At 71.3% G+C, this 16,810-nt stretch carries 17 protein-coding genes; 11 read left to right on the plus strand and 6 right to left on the minus strand.

The features are described 5' to 3' along the window. The first annotated feature begins 12 nt into the window (after nucleotides 1–12). The 5 genes from ACLVWQ_RS23695 (at nucleotide 13) to ACLVWQ_RS23715 (ending at nucleotide 5,544) form a co-directional block, all read left to right on the plus strand. Nucleotides 13–450, plus strand: a complete 438-nt coding sequence (locus ACLVWQ_RS23695) for a VOC family protein (protein ID WP_414111149.1) — start codon at nucleotides 13–15, stop codon at nucleotides 448–450. A 162-nt stretch (nucleotides 451–612) separates the two neighbouring features. Continuing rightward, a complete protein-coding gene (locus ACLVWQ_RS23700; RefSeq protein WP_414111150.1) occupies nucleotides 613–2,016 on the plus strand; it encodes a GntP family permease in 1,404 nt (467 codons plus the stop codon). 76 nt (nucleotides 2,017–2,092) lie between these two features. Beyond that, nucleotides 2,093–3,196 (plus strand): isocitrate/isopropylmalate dehydrogenase family protein, encoded by a 1,104-nt coding sequence (locus ACLVWQ_RS23705; protein ID WP_414111151.1) that lies wholly within the window; start codon nucleotides 2,093–2,095, stop codon nucleotides 3,194–3,196. Next, on the plus strand, nucleotides 3,197–4,675 hold the full coding sequence (locus tag ACLVWQ_RS23710; RefSeq protein WP_414111152.1) for a four-carbon acid sugar kinase family protein: 1,479 nt from the start codon (nucleotides 3,197–3,199) through the stop codon (nucleotides 4,673–4,675). After that, a complete protein-coding gene (locus tag ACLVWQ_RS23715; protein WP_414111153.1) occupies nucleotides 4,669–5,544 on the plus strand; it encodes a class II fructose-bisphosphate aldolase in 876 nt (291 codons plus the stop codon). Before ACLVWQ_RS23710 ends, ACLVWQ_RS23715 begins: the two co-directional genes overlap by 7 nt. 115 nt (nucleotides 5,545–5,659) lie before the next feature. On the opposite strand, the gene ACLVWQ_RS23720 is transcribed toward ACLVWQ_RS23715, so the two are convergent. After that, on the minus strand, nucleotides 5,660–6,286 hold the full coding sequence (locus ACLVWQ_RS23720; protein WP_414111154.1) for a TetR/AcrR family transcriptional regulator: 627 nt from the start codon (nucleotides 6,284–6,286) through the stop codon (nucleotides 5,660–5,662). A 159-nt stretch (nucleotides 6,287–6,445) separates the two neighbouring features. Here ACLVWQ_RS23720 and ACLVWQ_RS23725 point away from each other — a divergent pair, with 159 nt between their 5' ends. The 3 genes from ACLVWQ_RS23725 to ACLVWQ_RS23735 all read left to right on the plus strand — a co-directional run bounded on the left by ACLVWQ_RS23725 (nucleotide 6,446) and on the right by ACLVWQ_RS23735 (nucleotide 8,799). Continuing rightward, a complete protein-coding gene (locus tag ACLVWQ_RS23725; RefSeq protein WP_414111155.1) occupies nucleotides 6,446–7,180 on the plus strand; it encodes an SDR family NAD(P)-dependent oxidoreductase in 735 nt (244 codons plus the stop codon). A 68-nt stretch (nucleotides 7,181–7,248) separates the two neighbouring features. Then, nucleotides 7,249–7,872, plus strand: coding sequence for an NADPH-dependent F420 reductase (locus tag ACLVWQ_RS23730; protein WP_414111156.1), 624 nt, complete (start codon nucleotides 7,249–7,251; stop codon nucleotides 7,870–7,872). A gap of 36 nt (nucleotides 7,873–7,908) precedes the next feature. Continuing rightward, nucleotides 7,909–8,799 (plus strand): TIGR03619 family F420-dependent LLM class oxidoreductase, encoded by an 891-nt coding sequence (locus tag ACLVWQ_RS23735; protein ID WP_414111157.1) that lies wholly within the window; start codon nucleotides 7,909–7,911, stop codon nucleotides 8,797–8,799. A 258-nt stretch (nucleotides 8,800–9,057) separates the two neighbouring features. On the opposite strand, the gene ACLVWQ_RS23740 is transcribed toward ACLVWQ_RS23735, so the two are convergent. From ACLVWQ_RS23740 to ACLVWQ_RS23750, 3 genes are all read right to left on the minus strand, one after another. Continuing rightward, on the minus strand, nucleotides 9,058–9,783 hold the full coding sequence (locus ACLVWQ_RS23740) for a polysaccharide deacetylase family protein (protein WP_414111158.1): 726 nt from the start codon (nucleotides 9,781–9,783) through the stop codon (nucleotides 9,058–9,060). Further along, complete coding sequence (locus ACLVWQ_RS23745; protein ID WP_414111159.1) at nucleotides 9,780–10,451, minus strand: glycoside hydrolase family 11 protein; 672 nt, start codon at nucleotides 10,449–10,451, stop codon at nucleotides 9,780–9,782. Before ACLVWQ_RS23745 ends, ACLVWQ_RS23740 begins: the two co-directional genes overlap by 4 nt. Before the next feature lie 331 nt (nucleotides 10,452–10,782). Further along, nucleotides 10,783–11,370: a MarR family winged helix-turn-helix transcriptional regulator gene (locus ACLVWQ_RS23750; protein WP_414111160.1), complete on the minus strand. Its 588-nt coding sequence runs from the start codon at nucleotides 11,368–11,370 to the stop codon at nucleotides 10,783–10,785. Nucleotides 11,371–11,500: 130 nt separating this feature from the next. Here ACLVWQ_RS23750 and ACLVWQ_RS23755 point away from each other — a divergent pair, with 130 nt between their 5' ends. After that, nucleotides 11,501–12,016: a YceI family protein gene (locus ACLVWQ_RS23755; RefSeq protein ID WP_414111161.1), complete on the plus strand. Its 516-nt coding sequence runs from the start codon at nucleotides 11,501–11,503 to the stop codon at nucleotides 12,014–12,016. A 68-nt stretch (nucleotides 12,017–12,084) separates the two neighbouring features. Here the strand turns inward: ACLVWQ_RS23755 and ACLVWQ_RS23760 are convergent, their stop codons facing one another. Next, on the minus strand, nucleotides 12,085–12,654 hold the full coding sequence (locus ACLVWQ_RS23760) for a DoxX family membrane protein (protein WP_414111162.1): 570 nt from the start codon (nucleotides 12,652–12,654) through the stop codon (nucleotides 12,085–12,087). A gap of 163 nt (nucleotides 12,655–12,817) precedes the next feature. On the opposite strand from ACLVWQ_RS23760, the gene ACLVWQ_RS23765 reads away from it, so the two are divergent. After that, entirely contained in the window at nucleotides 12,818–13,144 is a 327-nt protein-coding gene (locus ACLVWQ_RS23765; RefSeq protein ID WP_414111163.1) for a nuclear transport factor 2 family protein, read from the plus strand. Nucleotides 13,145–13,852: 708 nt separating this feature from the next. Then, nucleotides 13,853–15,508, plus strand: coding sequence for an alkaline phosphatase D family protein (locus ACLVWQ_RS23770; protein ID WP_414111164.1), 1,656 nt, complete (start codon nucleotides 13,853–13,855; stop codon nucleotides 15,506–15,508). A 263-nt stretch (nucleotides 15,509–15,771) separates the two neighbouring features. Here ACLVWQ_RS23770 and ACLVWQ_RS23775 read toward each other — a convergent pair whose 3' ends face one another. Then, complete coding sequence (locus ACLVWQ_RS23775) at nucleotides 15,772–16,773, minus strand: Gfo/Idh/MocA family protein (protein WP_414111165.1); 1,002 nt, start codon at nucleotides 16,771–16,773, stop codon at nucleotides 15,772–15,774. Nucleotides 16,774–16,810: the final 37 nt, after the last annotated feature.

Below are 16,810 nucleotides of genomic sequence, written 5' to 3' on the forward strand. Positions count from 1 at the left end.
GAGAGGCCGTCCGTGTCCGAATCGGCAGCCGCACCCCACGCCCGTCTGATCGACCACGTGGCCGTGATCACGCATGACGCGGATCGCACCGTCGCCTGGTACGCCCAGCACCTCGGCCTGATCCCGACGCACGACGAGTACGTCGAGGCGGCCGGTGTCCGCCTGGCCTGGCTGTACCCCACAGCCGTCGAGGCGGGGGGAGAAGCCGCTGCTCTGCAGATCCTCCAGCCGCTCCGGCCCGGACCGGCCATGACCCACCTCCAGCAGCGGGGCGAGGGACTCCACCACATCTGCTTCGCGGTGGAGGACCTGGAGAAGTCCCTGCTCGCCGCCGGCCAGTCACCGGACGACGCCTTCGTGGGCGGTTACGGACTGCCGTGCGCGTTCCTGGAGCCGGGCCCCGGCAGCACCGTCATCGAACTGGTGCAGCGGCCCGTCCCCGCCGTCTGACCTCTCCCGCCCGGCCACCGCCGGAATGCTCCCCGTGGCAAAGGCGCCAAGGATGGAAACACTCATGAAGCTCTGTCAGTCACCTCTGCCCTCGCTGTCCTCGCTGCCACCTCTGGCACCTTTGGCATCGTCGGCAACACCGCGTCCGCGGACCGCGTCGTGATGGCCTCCGCGTCGGCCGAGGCCGTGGCCCGGACCGTCGTCGCGGCGCAGACCAGCGGTCACGACGTCCGCCTGATGGTCGTCCTGTTCGCGGGCATCGCCTTCGTGGCACTCACCGTCAGCGTTTTCAAGATCCACCCCGTCATCGCCCTGCTCAGCGGTGGCGTGCTCGTCGGACTCGCGGCCGGCCTCGGCTCGGCAGGCACCGTGGAGGCGCTGACCGACGGGGTCGGCAACACCCTGGGGCACACCGGCGTCCTCCTCGCCCTGGGGGCCATGCTCGGCGCGATCCTCTCCAAGTCCGGGGCCGCCTCACGCATCGTGGAGACCCTGACGAGCAAGGGCGGCAGCCGCAGACTTCCCTGGGTGGTGCTCCTCGCCTCGGTCATCATCGGCCTGCCGATGTTCTTCGAGGTCGGCTTCGTCACCCTGATCCCGATCGTGCTCCTGCTGGCCCAGCAGACCCGCACCAAGCTGGTGCTGCTCGCCTTCCCCCTGCTGGCCGGACTCGACGCCGCCCAGTGCCTGCTGCCGCCGCACCCCGGGCCGGTCGGCGCCGCGTCCTCCCTCGACGCCAACCTCGGCCTCGTCCTCCTGCTGGGCTTCGTCGTGGCGGCCCCCGCCCTCCTGCTGACCGGGCCGTGGCTGGGGCACGTCATGTCGCGCTGGGTGACCATGGAAACCCCGCGCGGCCTCGACCGGCTGTTCGCGACCGCGGACGAACAGGGTCCGCGCCCGCCCGGCCGCGCACGGTCCTTCGGCGTCATCCTCCTGCCCGTGGTGCTCATGCTGGGCAAGGCCGCCATCGACCTCTTCGCACCGGACAGCTCCGGATGGCCGCACGCCACCCTGACCCTGCTCGGCGACCCGCCGATCGCCCTGCTGATCTCCGTCATCGTCGGCATGTACGTCCTGGGCGCCCGGTCGGGCACGCCGCGCCAGGTCTACAACGACTGGCTGGGTTCCTCCCTGGGGCCCATCGCGGGCATCACCTTCATCGTCGGTTCGGCCGGCGGCTTCAGCAAGGTGATCGTCGAGTCCGGAACGGCCGACGCCGTACTCGACATGGCGTCCGGTCTCGGCGTACCGATCCTCCTGCTGACCTTCGGCATCGCCGCGATCCTGGTGACCGCGCTCGGCTCGGCGACCGTGGCGAGCCTGACGGCGGCGAGCCTGGTGGCACCGAGCGTCGGCAACCTCGACTCCGTGCACCTGGCCCTGCTCACCCTCGCGGCGGGGGCCGGATCGTCGTTCCTGCTGCACGTCAACAGCGCCGGGTTCTGGCTCAGCAAGGAGTACTTCGGCCTGTCCGTCGGCCAGAACGTCAAGGTCTGGACCCTCAGCCACATGGTGCTGTCCGTATCGGCCATGGGCATGGTCTGCCTGCTCTGGGTGATCGTCTAGCGGCCACCGGCAGCCCGTTCCGCCCCACCCCACCCCGGTCTCCGAGAAGACTGAGAAAACCGAGAAAGAGGACGACATGAACACGTACCGGATCGCCGTGGTAGCCGGTGACGGCATCGGCCCGGAGACCACCCGCGAGGCGCTGAAGGTCGCGAACGCGGCCGCGCGGATCGGCGGGTTCACCCTCGACTGCACCGAACTGGACGCGAGTGCCGGACGCTGGGTGCGTACCGGTGTGGCGATGCCCGACGAGCAGTACGACGCCTGCGCGGCGGCCGACGCCATCTACATGGGCGCCATCGGCCTGCCCGAGGCCCGCCACCCCGACGGCCGCGAGGTCAACGGCGACGTCATCTTCCGGCTCCGCTTCGGCCTCGACCTCTACGCCGGCATCCGGCCGGTCCACACCATCCCCTCGCTGCCCCAGCCCCTGACGCACGGGGAGAACATCGACTACGTCGTCGTCAGGGAGAACGTCGAGGGCCTGTACGCCTCCCGCGAGGGCGGCACCAACGTCCGCGGGGAGGTGGCCACCGACACGATCGTCATCACCCGCAAGGGCACCGAGAAGGTCGTACGGCAGGCGTTCGAGCTGGCCCGCTCCCGGCACGCCGCCAACCCCGGCCGCCCGGCCAAGGTGACCTGTGTGGACAAGGCCAACGTCCTGTCGAGCTACGCCTTCTTCCGGAGCGTCTTCGACGACGTGGCCGACCAGTACCCCGACGTCGAGCGCGACTACGCCTACGTGGACGCCATGACCGCCTACCAGGTCCAGCGCCCGCAGACCCTCGACGTCCTGGTCGCGGAGAACATGTTCGGCGACATCATCTCCGACCTGGCCGCCGCGACCGTCGGCGGCCTCGGCCTGTCCGGCAGCGGTGACGTCGGCGACGACCACGGCCTGTTCCAGTCCTCCCACGGTTCGGCGCCCGACATCGCGGGCCAGGGCATCGCCAACCCCGTCGCGGCGATCCTGTCGGCGGGCCTCATGCTCGACTGGCTCGGCCGCAGGCACGACGACAAGAGCGCACTCACCGCTGCCTCGCTCGTCGAACGCGCCGTGGACCGGGCCCTGCTCGACCTCGGCGGCCGCACCCCCGACCTGGGCGGCAGCGCCTCGACGCAGCAGGCCGGGGACGCGGTCGTGACGGCGCTCGAAACCCTCGCCCGGGAGGCGTGAGTGCGCACGGCGACACCGCTGCCCCTGGCGGAACTCCTGGCCGCCGCGCCGGCCGGCCGGGACGTCCCGGCCGGCGAACTGGAGGCCGCCGTGGCCGCCTCCCGCCGGGTCGTCGTCCTCGACGACGACCCGACCGGCACCCAGAGCATCCGGGACCTGCCGGTGCTCACCACCTGGTCGCCCGAGGACGTCGCTTGGGCCTTCGCCCAGGACACCCCGGGATTCTTCGTCCTGACCAACAGCCGCAGCCTGGCTCCCGACGACGCCGCCCGCGTCAACCGGGAGATCGCACGCGTCGTCCACGCGACGGCCGCCGCGACCGGGACCGACGTCGTCCTCGCCAGCCGCGGGGACTCCACGCTGCGCGGACACTTCCCGCTGGAGACCGACGTCCTCAGCGAGGAGGTGACCGCGGCCACGCGGGGAGTCGCCGGTATCGACGGCGTCCTCGTCGTGCCCGCGCTCATCGAACCCGGGCGGGTCACCGTCGACTCGGTCCACTGGATGCGTACCGACGCGGGCATGATCCCGGTCGGCGACAGCGAGTTCGCCCGCGACCGCACCTTCGGCTACCGGCACTCGGACCTACGGGACTGGATCGCCGAGAAGACCGAGGGACGCGTCCCGCGTGAGGCCGTGGCCACCGTCACGCTCACCGACCTGCGGACCGGGGGACCGGAGGAAGTGGCGCGCGTCCTGGGCGCACTCCGCACGGGCCGCCCGGTCGTCGCGGACGCCGTCACCGACGCCGACCTGCGGGTGCTGGCGCAAGGGGTGCTGCTCGCGGAGTCGAGGGGGCGTCGGTTCGTCTACCGGACCGGGCCCTCGTTCCTGCGGGCCCGCCTCGGCCAGCGCGCCAACCCGCCCGCCGACGCCGGTGATCTGCGGGCCGCCTCGCCGGAGGCGGACGACGCCCGCCGGGTGGCGTACCGCGGTCTCGTCGTCGTCGGGTCGCACGTCGACCTGACCACCCGGCAGCTCGACGCGCTGCGCGCGCACGGCGGGAGCACCGAAGTCGAACTCGACGTGGCGCAACTGCTCGACGCCGACAGCCGGGCGGCCCACATCGATGAGGCGGCCGGGCGCGTCGCCGGCCTCCTGCGGGCCGCCGGGCCCGCCGACGCCGTCGTGCTGCGCACGAGCCGCGCCTTGGTGGCGGGCCGCGACGCCGCGCACAGCCTCGACATCGCCCGCACCGTGAGCGCGGCCCTGGTCACCACGGTGAAGTCGGTCCTCACCGAGGTGCGGCCCGCCTACGTCCTGGCCAAGGGCGGCATCACCTCGTCGGACACCGCCACCCACGGGCTCGGCATCCGCCGCGCGTGGTCCCGCGGCACCCTGCTGCCCGGGACCGTGTCGGTGTGGGAACCGGTCGACGGGCCCGCGGCGGGCATCCCCTACGCCGTGTTCGCGGGCAACGTCGGTGACGACGACGGCCTGCGTGCCGCGGTGACACGACTCAAGGAGGCGGCATGCTGAGCCGCGGCACCGGGATACTCACCAGGGCGTCGGCCGAGGGCCGCGCGGTCGGGGCCTTCGCCACGTACAACCTCGAACAGGTCCAGGCCGTCGTCGAGGCGGGCCGGTCCACCGGCCGGCCGGTGATGCTGCTGGCCGGATCCAGCCACTTCGGCCACGCCGGACGCAGACTGCTGGCGACCCTCGCCCTGACCGCCGCGGAGGAGAGCGACCACGAGGTCGGTGTCCATCTCGACCACTGCCGCGACCTCGACGAGCTGCGCTGGTGCGTCGAGGCCGGCTACTCCTCGGTGATGTACGACGGCTCCCACGACCTGTACGAGGTCAACGTCAGCCGCACCAGGGAGGCGGTCCGCATCGCCCGGGACCACGGTGCGCGGGGCGAGGGCGCCCGGGACCACGGCGTATGGGTCGAGGGGGAACTGGGGGCTCTGGCCGGTGACGAGGACGTCTCCACCGCCGCCGGACCGCCCTCCCCGGCCGCGATGACCGACCCGGAGCAGGCGGCCGACTTCGTGGCGCGCACCGGCGTCGACGCCCTCGCGGTGGCCGTGGGCAACGTGCACGGCTACGCCCCGGACGCGCACCTGGACCTGGAGCGGCTCGCCGCGCTGCGCGCGGCGGTGCCCGTACCGCTGGTGCTGCACGGTGCCAGCGGACTGCCCGAGGAGGAGGTGCGGCGGGCGATCGGCCTCGGCGTGGCCAAGGTCAACGTGAACGCCGAACTGCGGCGGGCCTATCTCCGGGCGGTGACGGAGAAACTGCCCGACGTACTGCCGGGCGACGACGCCGTCGGGCTGTGGCGGGCGGGCCGGGAGGCGGTGCGGCGCAGCACCGTACAGAGCATCGGCGCGTTCGTACGCCTCTGACGGTGAGCCGGTCCCCGCACTCCAGCGGGTGGCGGCGGGGCGGCCGCGGTGACCGGTGGCGCGTCCGGTCAGGGTGCGGCGTCGCCACGTCGACGCGCAGTTTCCTCCCGCCGCGTCAGCTCGCCACTTCCTCCCGCCGCCGGTCGTCGGCGGTGGCGGGGAGGGCGTTGTCGATGAGGACGGCGGCGATGGCGGCGGCGGTGGGGAAGGCGTCCGCGTCGAGGACCCGGGTGCGGGCCGCGGCGCCGTCGATGAGCAGCGCGAGCTGCTCGCCGAGCTGTTCGGGGTCGGCGGCGCCGGCTTCGCGGGCGGCGTCGGCCAGCCGTGCGGCGACGGCCTTCTTGTACTCGCGTGCGTACTGGGATGCCGGGTGCTGCGGGTCGTGGAGTTCGACGGCCGCGGCGATGTAGGGGCACAGCGGCGTGTCCGGGGAGACGTCGAAGGCGGCGAGGAGCCGCTCGCGGGGCGTGAGGTCGGTGCGGTCGAACACACCCGACAGGACGGCGGGGTCGAACCGGCGCAGGTACTCGGCGACGAGTTCGTCCTTGCCGGCGAAGTGCTGGTAGGCCGTGCGCTTGGACACCTGGGCCGCCGCGCAGAGCTCGTTCATTCCGGTGCGGTTGATGCCCTGCTCGCGGAACAGCTGCTGGGACGCGCTGATGATGCGCTCGCGGGCGCCCCGGCCGCGGCGGCGGCCCGTGGGGCCCTTCTCCAACTCTGTTCTGGGTTCCGGCTCTGTCATGGGTCGATTCTAGCTCATTGGATACCGGGTGGTGTACATAGCTTGCGCCTCGCTCGGCCGCCCCGTACTGTAAGTGAACAGAGCGGTTTACATAACGCTGTCACTCCAGGTGCGCACGGCACCGAACGCGCACGGCACCGACGACCCGAGGGAACGACCATGGGAAAGCTCGACGGCAAGGTAGCGGTCATCACCGGCGGCACCACCGGCATGGCGCTGGCAGGCGCGAAGCTCTTCGTCGAAGAGGGGGCGTACGTCTTCATCACGGGCCGCCGCCAGGACGCCCTGGACGACGCGGTGAAGGAGATCGGCCGCAACGTCACCGGCGTCCAGGGCGACTCCGCCGACCTCGCCGACCTGGACCGCCTGTACGACACCGTCAAGCGGGAGAAGGGGAGCCTCGACGTGCTGTGGGCCAGCGCGGGCGGGGGCGAGCCCGCCGCGCTCGGCGAGATCACCGAGGCCCAGTTCGACACCTGGTTCGGGCTCAACGCCCGCGGCACCCTGTTCACCGTCCAGAAGGCCCTCCCGCTCTTCAACGACGGCGGCTCCATCCTCATGACCGGCTCCAACGCCTCCCTCGGCGGCTTCCCCGGCTGGAGCGTCTACGCCGGCAGCAAGGCCGTCCAGCAGGCCTGGGCCCGCGTCTGGCTCAACGAGCTCAAGGACCGCCGCATCCGCGTCAACGTCCTGACCCCCGGCCAGGTCGCCACCGCCAAGCAGGCGGAACTCTTCGACGAGGCCACCAAGCGCCAGTTCGAGTCCCTCATCCCCCGCGGCGAGATGGGCAGCCCCGACGAGATCGCCACCGCCGCCCTCTTCCTCGCGTCCGACGAGTCCAGCTACGTCAACGGCATGGAACTCGTCGCCGACGGCGGCACCACCGCCATCTGAACGACACGCCAGGCGCACGAACGAGCCAGAGCCACACCTCGTCGAGAAGCAGGAAGAGAGCACACCTCATGAGCGGCATCACCCTGATCGGTACAGGGAACATGGCCCGCACCATCGGCACGCGCGCGGTGGCGGGAGGCAACACCGTCGAGGTCATGGGACGCGATCGGTCCAAGGCCGACAGCCTGGCCGAGGCCCTGGGCGGCGGCGCGACGACGGGGGAGTGGGGCGCCGTCCCGGCCGGGGACATCGTCATCACGGCCCTGCTGTACGACGGTGTCGTCCCGGTCGTCGCCGAGTACGGTGACGCCCTCGCGGGCAAGGTCGTCGTCGACATCAGCAACCCCTTCAACGCGACGTTCGACGGGCTGGCCCACCGCGAGGAGACCTCGATCGCGCAGGAGGTCGCCAAGGTGGCCCCGGCCGGCGCCGCCGTGGTGAAGGCGTTCAACACCGTCTTCCGCCATGTCCTGGAGAAGGGCCGGCCCGACGTGTTCATCGCCGGTGACGACGCGCGGGCCAAAGCGGACGTGGAAGTCTTCGTCAAGAGCCTCGGGCTGCGCCCGCTGGACGTCGGTGGCCTGAAGATGGCGCACTGGCTGGAAGGAGTGGGCCTGGTCACGGTGGGCCTCGCCAACCGCGGGGTGGGCAACCTGGACTTCGCCCTCGGTGTCGCCGAACTCCCCGTCTGAGCGAAGGAGCTGACGGATCACGGAGAGGACCCGCCGATGAAGCTCGGTTTCACACTTCCCGTCATCGGGCCCGCCATCAGCGGCGCGGCCGGCCTGAGCGCGTTGTGCCGCGGGATCGAGGACCTCGGCTACGACACGCTGTGGGTCGGCGACCGCCTGGTCCAGCCGGTCGAGATGCACAGCGTCTATCCGGGGAAGGAGCAGCCGTACCCGCCGCAGATGAAGCGCTACCTCGACCCGGTGCTGCTGTGGACCGTCGCCGCGACGGCGACCAGCCGGGTGCGGCTGAACGCCGGCACGCTCAGCACCTTCTACTGGGAGCCGCCGCACCTGGCCCGGACGCTGACCACGCTCGACGTGCTCAGCGAAGGCCGCCTCGAAGTCGGTGTGGGACTCGGGTGGATGAAGGACGAGCACGACATCTCCCGCAGCGCGGACTGGCGTCGGCGCGGGCGGATGCTCGACGACCTGCTGGCGTTCCTGCACGAGTGGTGGACGGCCAACCCGGTGTCCTGGGACAGCGAGTTCCTCTCGCTGCCGCCGGTCCACGCCGACCTGCGCCCGGTGCAGGCGGGCGGCCCGCCCATCTGGGTCGGCGGTGCGAGCGAGGCGGCGATGCGCCGGGTCGGCCGCGCCGCCACCGGCTGGCTCGGGGTCGACTTCCTCCCGGACGAGGTCGCCGACCGGCTGTGGTCGCTCGCGCGCCGGGCGGCGCAGGAGGCGGGCCGCGATCCCGACGCGCTGAAGAAGGCCATACGCGTCAACGTCGAACCGGGCACGTCCGTCGCTTCGCTGGCCGACAAGCTCAAGCGCCTCGCCGAGTCCGGCGCGGACGAGGCGTACGTGGACGCGTACGCCCTGTTCCCCGACCTCGACCAGATGCTCGACTTCGCCGGCCGGTTGATCGCGCGCACCGGTCGGTCGTGACCAACGGGCCAAGGGTGGCGCCCGGTGCCCTGCGGAGTCGGCCGGGGGGTGCGTCGGTGACCTCGGCCGGCTGGAAGCCGGAGCCGGAGTCAGAGCGGGAGCCGGAGCCGGGACCTGACGCAGCGACGACGGCCGGCGCGGGGCCGGCCGTCGCGGTGAGCGGGGTGGTGTCGTCCTCCCCGCGCCGAGAAGCTGTCGCCGGGGCGACGCTTCGTGGGTGATGCGCGGAGGGCGTGCGGGAAGTGCAGGGCCGACGTGTCAGGGCGCCACGGCGCGGCCGGTCTGCGGGGAGATCCTCCCGGCGCACAGGCCTCGGGCGCTCAAGCCCTGCGCGATACGCGGGATCGCGGCGCGCGTGTTGGCGGCCCAGTCGTGCATGAGGATGACCTGGCCGTTGCCGAGCCGTCCGGCGGCCTGCACGATGGCATCCGTGCTCGCGCCGTTCCAGTCCTGCGAGTCCACGTCCCAGATGATCTCGGTCAGACCGTACTTGGCCTCGACCGTCCTCACTGTCGCGTTGGTCTCGCCGTACGGCGGCCGGAACAGCTGCGGCGTACCGCCGCCCGCGGCCGCGATCGCCTGCTGGGTCCGGGCGATCTCGGAGTCGATCTGCGACTGGCCGAGCTGGGTCAGATGCGGGTGCGTGTAGCTGTGGTTGCCCACCCACATACCGGCGTTGACCTGGGCCTTTACCTGGGACGGGTTGGCGGCGGCGTACTGGCCCTCATTGAACATCGTGGCCCGCAGCCCGTTCTGCGTGAGCGTACTGAGCAGAGCCGGTGTGCTGCCGGACGGGCCGTCGTCGAAGGTGAGCCCCACGTATCCGTTGCAGGCGGCGGCCCGCGCAGGCTCGGTGCTGACGTCTGCGTCTGCGACGGCGTCGGCGGTGAGAGTGCCCGTGGCGGCCAGTGCGACGGCGGCGAGCGTCGTCGTCAGGGAACGTGACACGAGACGTGCCCGGGAACGGGCGGTGCCGGTACTCATCCCGCCACCGTGATGTTGGAGTTGCCGCTGCTCTGGTAGCCCTCGGTCGCGAGGATCATGTAGTAGTTGAAGCTGCCGAGGGGCATGCCCGCTCGGGCCCAGGCGTCGAAGTGGTTGCCGCTGGTGATGCTGCCGCCGGTCCTCTTCGACTGCCTGACGCTCCAGTACTGGTTGAAGGTCCTCGTGCCTTCGACGGACGGGGCGTTGTACCGGGTCGTCTGGTAGATGTCGTACGTGCCGCCGTCGCTGGTGACGGTGCCCTTGTACGTGCCCGTGGGCCGGTAGGTGCCCCAGCTGTCGACGACGTAGTACTCGACCAGCGGGTTGGACGTCCACCCGTAGAGCGTCAGGTAGGCGTTGCCGGACGGGTTGAAGGAGCCCGAGTAGGTCACGGTCCTGCGGCTGCCGTTGCTCCAGCCCTTGCCGGCGACGAAGTTCCCGGTGTTGCGCCAGGTGGTGCCGTAATTGCCGCCGGAGCCCAGGTTCATGGAGACCGTGCCCTGCGCGTCGGTCCAGAACGAGTAGTAGTAGCCGTTGTTGGTGCCGGTCTGGTTCGTGGTGATGACAGTGTCGGCGTGGGCCGTGCCGGACAGAGCCAACGCGGTCCCGGCGCCCAACAGCATGGCGCAGGCCTGCCTGCGGCTCGGCTGTGCAGATGTGAGTTTCATGTGCGGGTTTCCTCCGTCTTCCACGAGAGGGGTTTGGTCGAGCAGTGTTGACCTGACCTCGTCAAGCGTCAATAGTTTCGTCCATGATTACGAAACATTCGCTGAGGATCAGATATCCGAGGACGGAAAACTCCCTGGTTGAGGCCGTGTTGTGCCTGTCGATGCGGCCCCGGCCGCGAGAGGGATCCGTCAGAGATCAATTGCTGGAGAAGGTAATCCCGAATGTTTCGAAGAATTCCACGCGGACTGTCCCCGGGGCGCATGGTCGAAAGTTTCGCTGCGTGCAGATGTAAAGCCGGCCGGCCACGCGGTCAAAGGTGCCCGGCGGTCGTTACGCGGTCTTCTCGGCGGTGTGGCCGTCCGGGTGGCTGTCAGGGTGACTGTCCGAGTGGTCGTCCGTGCGGCCCTCGGCGTCCGGGGTGGCGTGCAGCAGGGCGTGCAGTTGAGCGAACCGCTGCGTGCAGGCCGTCTGCGCGATGGCGTGCGAGACGGCCTCGGCCAGCGGACCCGTGGACTCGCTCAGCAGCCGGCGGGCCTTGTCCGTGAGTGCCACCTCGATACCGCGCCGGTCGCCGCACGCCGAGTTCTTGCTGATCAGCCCCGCGTGCTGCAGGCAGGCCACCTGGTAGGTCAGCCGGGTCTTCGGGCGGCCCAGCAGCTCCGCGATCCGGGTCATCCGCAGGCTGGAGCCCGGCTGGTCGGCGAGCAGGCACAGCACCAGGAACTCGTCGTGCGAGACGCCCATGGCGTCCTTGACCCGGGAGCGCAACTGCTGCTCGATCGCCCCGGCCGCGGCCAGCAGGCGCATCCAGGAGCGCAGTTCGGCCGGCAGCAGGCCGGCCCCCGGGTCCCCCGGCGCGCAGCCTCCGCCCGGCGGCTCGTGCGCGGGCGGGTCGGCGGGGCTGGAGGAGTCGGCCATGAGGTCGGAGTCTACCGGTTGTCCAATTTTGGATAAGCAGCTAGCGTGCTGTGTGCGATGTCATCCAAATTTGGACGACCACGTGCTCCCGTTCCGCCACCACCTCCCCACGACCATCAGGAGAAGTCCCATGACCGTCGCCGTGCAAACAGGCCTGTGGCAGCTCGACACCGTCCGCTCCGTCGTCGCCATCCAGCACAAGACGCTGTGGGGCCTGGTCACGGTGAAGGGCACGTTCAGCGGGGTCACCGGCGAGGGCGAGGTCCAGCCGGACGGCACCGCCCGCGGCACGATCACCCTGGACGCCGCGTCCCTGGACACGAAGAACGCCAAGCGTGACGAGCACCTGCGCAGCGCCGACTTCTTCGACGCCGAGCAGCACCCGTCCCTCGTCTTCGCCGTCCGCGACGCCGCGGTCCGTCCGGACGACACCGTGGCGATCATCGGTGAGCTGACGGTCCGGGGTGTCGGTCGCCCGCAGTCCGCCACGGCCACGGTCACCGAGTCGAGCGCCGACGCGATCACGCTCACCGCGGAGTTCACCGTGGACCGGGAGCAGTTCGGTGTGAGCGGGGGGCAGCTGGGCATGATCCGCGGCCTGACGACGGTCACGTCGACGCTCAGGTTCACGCGTACACCCGCGTAGTCGCGTAACCGCGGCGCTGCGCGACCGCCTCGGCCAGGAGGAGCCCGGGAGCGGGTCGGCGTGGTGGGTCAGTCCCTGAGTGAGGCCACGCCCTCCTCGTCGAACAGCTCTCCCTGCTCGCCCTCCTCCCGGCTCCGCACCCGCGCGTGGCGTGCCCCCACCACCGCCAGGGTCGCCGCGGCCGTCACCGCCAGGGCGACCGGCACCATCCAGTTCCGGTCGGCCGTGTGGCCCATGGCGTGGTCGAGGGAGTACCGGCCGGGGCCCGCGACGGCCAGGCCCGCCGCCGTGAGGCCCAGGGCCGCCGCGTGCTCGTAACCGCCGCTCTGGCTGAAGAAGCCGTTCGGCGCGTGCAGCGCGGCGGCTCCGGCCATCGCCCCGGCCGCGGACGCCCCGGCCGCCGGGGTCGCCAGGCCCAGCGCGAGCAGGGTGCCGCCGCCCGCCTCCGCCAGGCCCGCCGCAGCGGCGCTGGCCCGGCCGGGCGCGTACCCCACCGACTCCATGAACTCGCCGGTCCCGGCGAGCCCGCCGCCGCCGAACCAGCCGAAGAGCTTCTGCGCCCCGTGCGCCGCCAGCACTCCGCCGGTGCCGAGGCGGAGCAGCAGCAGCCCCAGATCGCGTCGGTCGAAACAGGTCACGGTTCCCGTCACTCCTCGCATGTCGTCGCGCACCGGCGAACGGCGTCGCAGGTCCTGGCGCATGGCCACGTCTGTTCACCGTCGCACCGAACAGCCGCCCGAGTGCGGGACCGCGCGGCCGTTCGGGTGGCGGACGCGCGGGCGCGGTGTGAGTGTGACGGACATGACGATTCAGGTGACCAAGCTCAGCCACCCGGCCGTGCGGGACTTCGTCAGTGCCGTGAACGCACACGACCGGGACGCCTTCCGGGCCGTCCTCGCGCCGGGCGCGACCATGGCCGACGACGGTTCGGACCGGGACCTCGACGACTGGACCGACCGCGAGATCTTCGACTCCCACGGCCATATGGAGGTCGACAACGAGTCGGACGGCGGCCTCGCCCTCGTCGCCCGCTACAGCAACGACGCCTGGGGCGAGATGAGGACGAGGTGGACCTTCACGGTCGACGGCGACGGCAGGATCTCCCGCTTCGAGACCGGCCAGGCCTGACCGGCCGCGCCACCTGACGGAGCAGACTGCCTGACCGATCAGGCAGTCTGCTCCGTCGGTGTGTGGGCAGCGGCTGCTGGTCCGTCAGGGAGATCCGGCCCTCCTCGATCACCGTGAGCCGTGAGCCGTGAGCCGTGAGCCGTGAGCCGTGAGCCGTGAGTCGCTGTGCGCGCCGGGCGATCGACGAGTCGTGCGTGACCGTACCGAGCACCGCGACCTTCGCGCCGGTCTCGGCCTTGCCCTGGGTGCGGGGCGGCTTTTCAGGGGGGCGGGGAAGTGCGCGACCAGCCCCCACCGACCCGCACATTCCGCTGTGTGGGGCAGCCGTTCCGTGACGCCGGGTCGTCACCGCGCGGTCCCGCGCGGGATCCCTCCCACCCGTGTGCCCGGAACGGCTGCCGCCTCCCCCTCGGTGTGGCTCGGAAGACCGGTGCTCCAAGTGTGAAGCTCTGGTGGAGGAGAGTCGAGCATAGGCCCGCTGCCACCTGGAATGTACCGGAGTGACCACCTCCGATTGTGCAGATCACAGCGGGCCCGCGCCCCGTCGGGAGTGCGCGGAGCCACGCCACCAGCCACAACGGGACGGCCTCCGTGCGGTCCGCCATCCGGAACTCATCCGTCCGACATCTGGCTGTTGTGTACGCGACAGCCCACCGTTGACCCTGGCCACTCCAATTCCTTGTACAACAACCGTCAGGGGAGGGCCAGATGACACCCGCAGGCCACCGGAGCCACCAGCAACCGTCGCAGCACGCCCCCGAACTCCGCGCCGCCGCCCGCCATTTCGGACGCCGCCGTTTCCTCACCGTCACCGGCGCGGCCGCCGCACTCGCGTTCGCCACCAACCTGCCGACCGCGGGTGTGGCGGGCGCCGCCGAACTCGACGCGGCGAAGATCACCGAGAACCCCTTCACCCTCGGCGTCGCCTCGGGCGACCCGCAGGCCGCCTCCGTGCTGCTGTGGACCCGGCTCGCGCCCACCCCGTACCAGGCGGACTCCGGGCTGCCGCCGGAACGCGTCACCGTGCGCTGGGAACTGGCCCACGACGAGCGGTTCCGGCACATCGTCAGACGCGGGGCGGCCGTCGCCCACCCCGAGTTCCACCACTCCGTGCACGTCGAGGTCGGGCACCTCGACTCCGACCGGGTCTTCTACTACCGCTTCCGCGCGGGCAGTTGGGTCAGCGAGACCGGCCGTACCCGCACTGCGCCCTCGTCCCGTGCGCGCGTCGACGAGCTGCGACTGGCCGCGGTGTCCTGCCAGGCGTACCACGAGGGGTACTTCACCGCGTACCGGCATCTCGCCGAGGACGACGTCGACGTGGTCTTCCACGTCGGCGACTACCTCTACGAGTACGCCGTCGACGCGGTGGGCGGGGCCCGCAACTACACCGACCGGGTGCTGCCGGACCTGTTCAACCACGAGACGATCACGCTGGAGGACTACCGCCTGCGGTACGCCCTCTACAAGACCGACCCCGACCTGCAGGCCGCGCACCTCGCCCACCCCTTCGTGGTCACCTGGGACGACCACGAGATCGAGAACAACTACGCGGACGGCATCCCGGAGAACTCCGTACCGCCGGAGGAGTTCCTGCTGCGCAGGGCCGCCGGGTACCGCGCCTACTGGGAGAACCTGCCGCTGCGCCGCCCGCAGCGGCCCGAGGGCCCCGACATGCAGCTGTACCGCCGTCTGAACTGGGGCCGGCTCGCACAGTTCGACATCCTCGACACCCGGCAGTACCGCTCGGACCAGGCGTACGGCGACGGGGCGGACGTCCCGGGGCCCGAGTCGGACGATCCGGCGCGCACCATCACCGGGGCGACGCAGGAGCGGTGGCTGCTCGACGGGTGGCACGCCTCGAAGGCGCTGTGGAACGTCGTGCCGCAGCAGGTCACCTTCTCCCAGCGGAAGTTCGACCTGACGACGCCGTCCCGGGTGTCGATGGACGCGTGGGACGGGTACCGGGCCTCGCGGGGGCGGGTGCTGGCCGGGGCGAAGGCCGCCGGTGTGGAGAACCTGATGGTGCTCACCGGGGACGTCCATGTCGGGTACGCGTTCGACATCAAGGACGACTTCGACGACGTCGGGTCCAGGACGCTCGGTACGGAGATCGTGACGACGTCCGTCACCAGTGGGCGGGACGGGGCGGAGCGGCCGGCCAACTGGGACACGTACATGCAGGCCAACCCGCATCTCAAGTTCTACAACGGGCGGCGGGGGTATACGACGGTGCGGCTCGGGCGGGAGGTGGCTCGGGCGGATTTCAAGACGGTGGAGGCGGTTACTGTGCCGGGGGCGGCGATCGTGACCGCGGCGTCATTTGTCACCGAGGTGGGTGAGCCGGGGCTCAAGCCGGTGTAGGAGGCTGCCTGCCCGGGGTGGGGCGGGGGCGGTGCGGTGTGTTGTCGGGTGCGGGTGCGTCGTGGCTTGTCGCGCAGTTCCCCGCGCCCCTAAAAGATTGCGCCGTTCCCCGCGCCCCTGAAAGCGACAAGATCGCGCCGTTGCCCGCGCCCCTGAGGACAAAAGACTGCGCCGTTCCCCGCGCCCCTGAGGGCAAAGGACTGCGCCGTTGCCCGCGCCCCTGAAAGCGACACGATTGCGCCGTTCCCCGCGCCCCCGCGAAATCAGGCTGTTTCTCCTGGGTAGGTGACTCCTGCTTGGGTGCGGGACTTGTCCAGGGTGCGCATTACCGCGAGGGTGCCTGTCAGGGGGACCAGGGGGGATTCCGTTTCGCCGGCTCGGAGGCAGCGCATCACCTCTACCGCCTCGTGCTTGAGGCTGGCGTGGGTGCCGGCTGCCGTGCTCGCGGTGAACTCCTCCGGGTCGCGGCCGTCGCGGTGCATCACGAAGCGGTCCGTGTGGAAGAAGCCGTGCGGGATGTCGATGCGGCCCTCGGAGCCCGTGACCGAGGCCGCCGTCGACGTGCCGCCGACCAGGGAGCAGTGCAGCGAGGCCAGCGCGCCGCTCTCCCAGGAGAGCAGCATGCCCGTCTGGAGGTCGACGCCCTCCTCGGAGAGCACCGCCTTCGCCACCACGTCGGACGGCTCACCGAGCAGCAGCTGCGCGAACGACACCGGATAGACCCCCAGGTCGAGCAGCGCGCCACCGCCCTGCGCCGGATCACGCAGCCGGTGCGTGGGAGGGAAGGGGCCCGACAGTCCGAAGTCGGCCTGGACCGTGCGGACCTCGCCGATCGCCCCGTCGTCCACCAGCGCCTTGAGCTGCCGGATCAGCGGGTTGCAGTACATCCACATGGCCTCCATCAGGAAGCTGTCGTGCTGCTTCGCCAGGCCGACCAGCTCCTCGGCCTCCCGCGAGTTCAGCGTGAACGCCTTCTCGCACAGCACGTTCCGCCCCGCCTCCAGACAGAGCCCGGCCGCCGCCCGGTGCGCCGAGTGCGGTGTCGCCACGTACACGACGTCCACCTCCTCGTCCGCCGCGAGGGACTCCCAGTCGCCGTACGCCCGCGGGATCCCGAACCGCTCCGCGAACCCCTTGGCGGACTCCTCGGTGCGCGACGCCACCGCCACCACCTCGGCGTCCGGCAGATCGATCAGATCCGCGGTGAACGCCGCAGCGATCCCACCGGTCGCCAGCACACCCCACCGCACGCGTTCCTCAGTCATCCCGACCCGACCCCTCGCTCCGTGCCCTCGACGACCT

It is taken from the genome of Streptomyces sp. CWNU-52B, from assembly GCF_047444975.1.
In the GTDB taxonomy this organism is placed as follows: Bacteria; Actinomycetota; Actinomycetes; order Streptomycetales; family Streptomycetaceae; genus Streptomyces.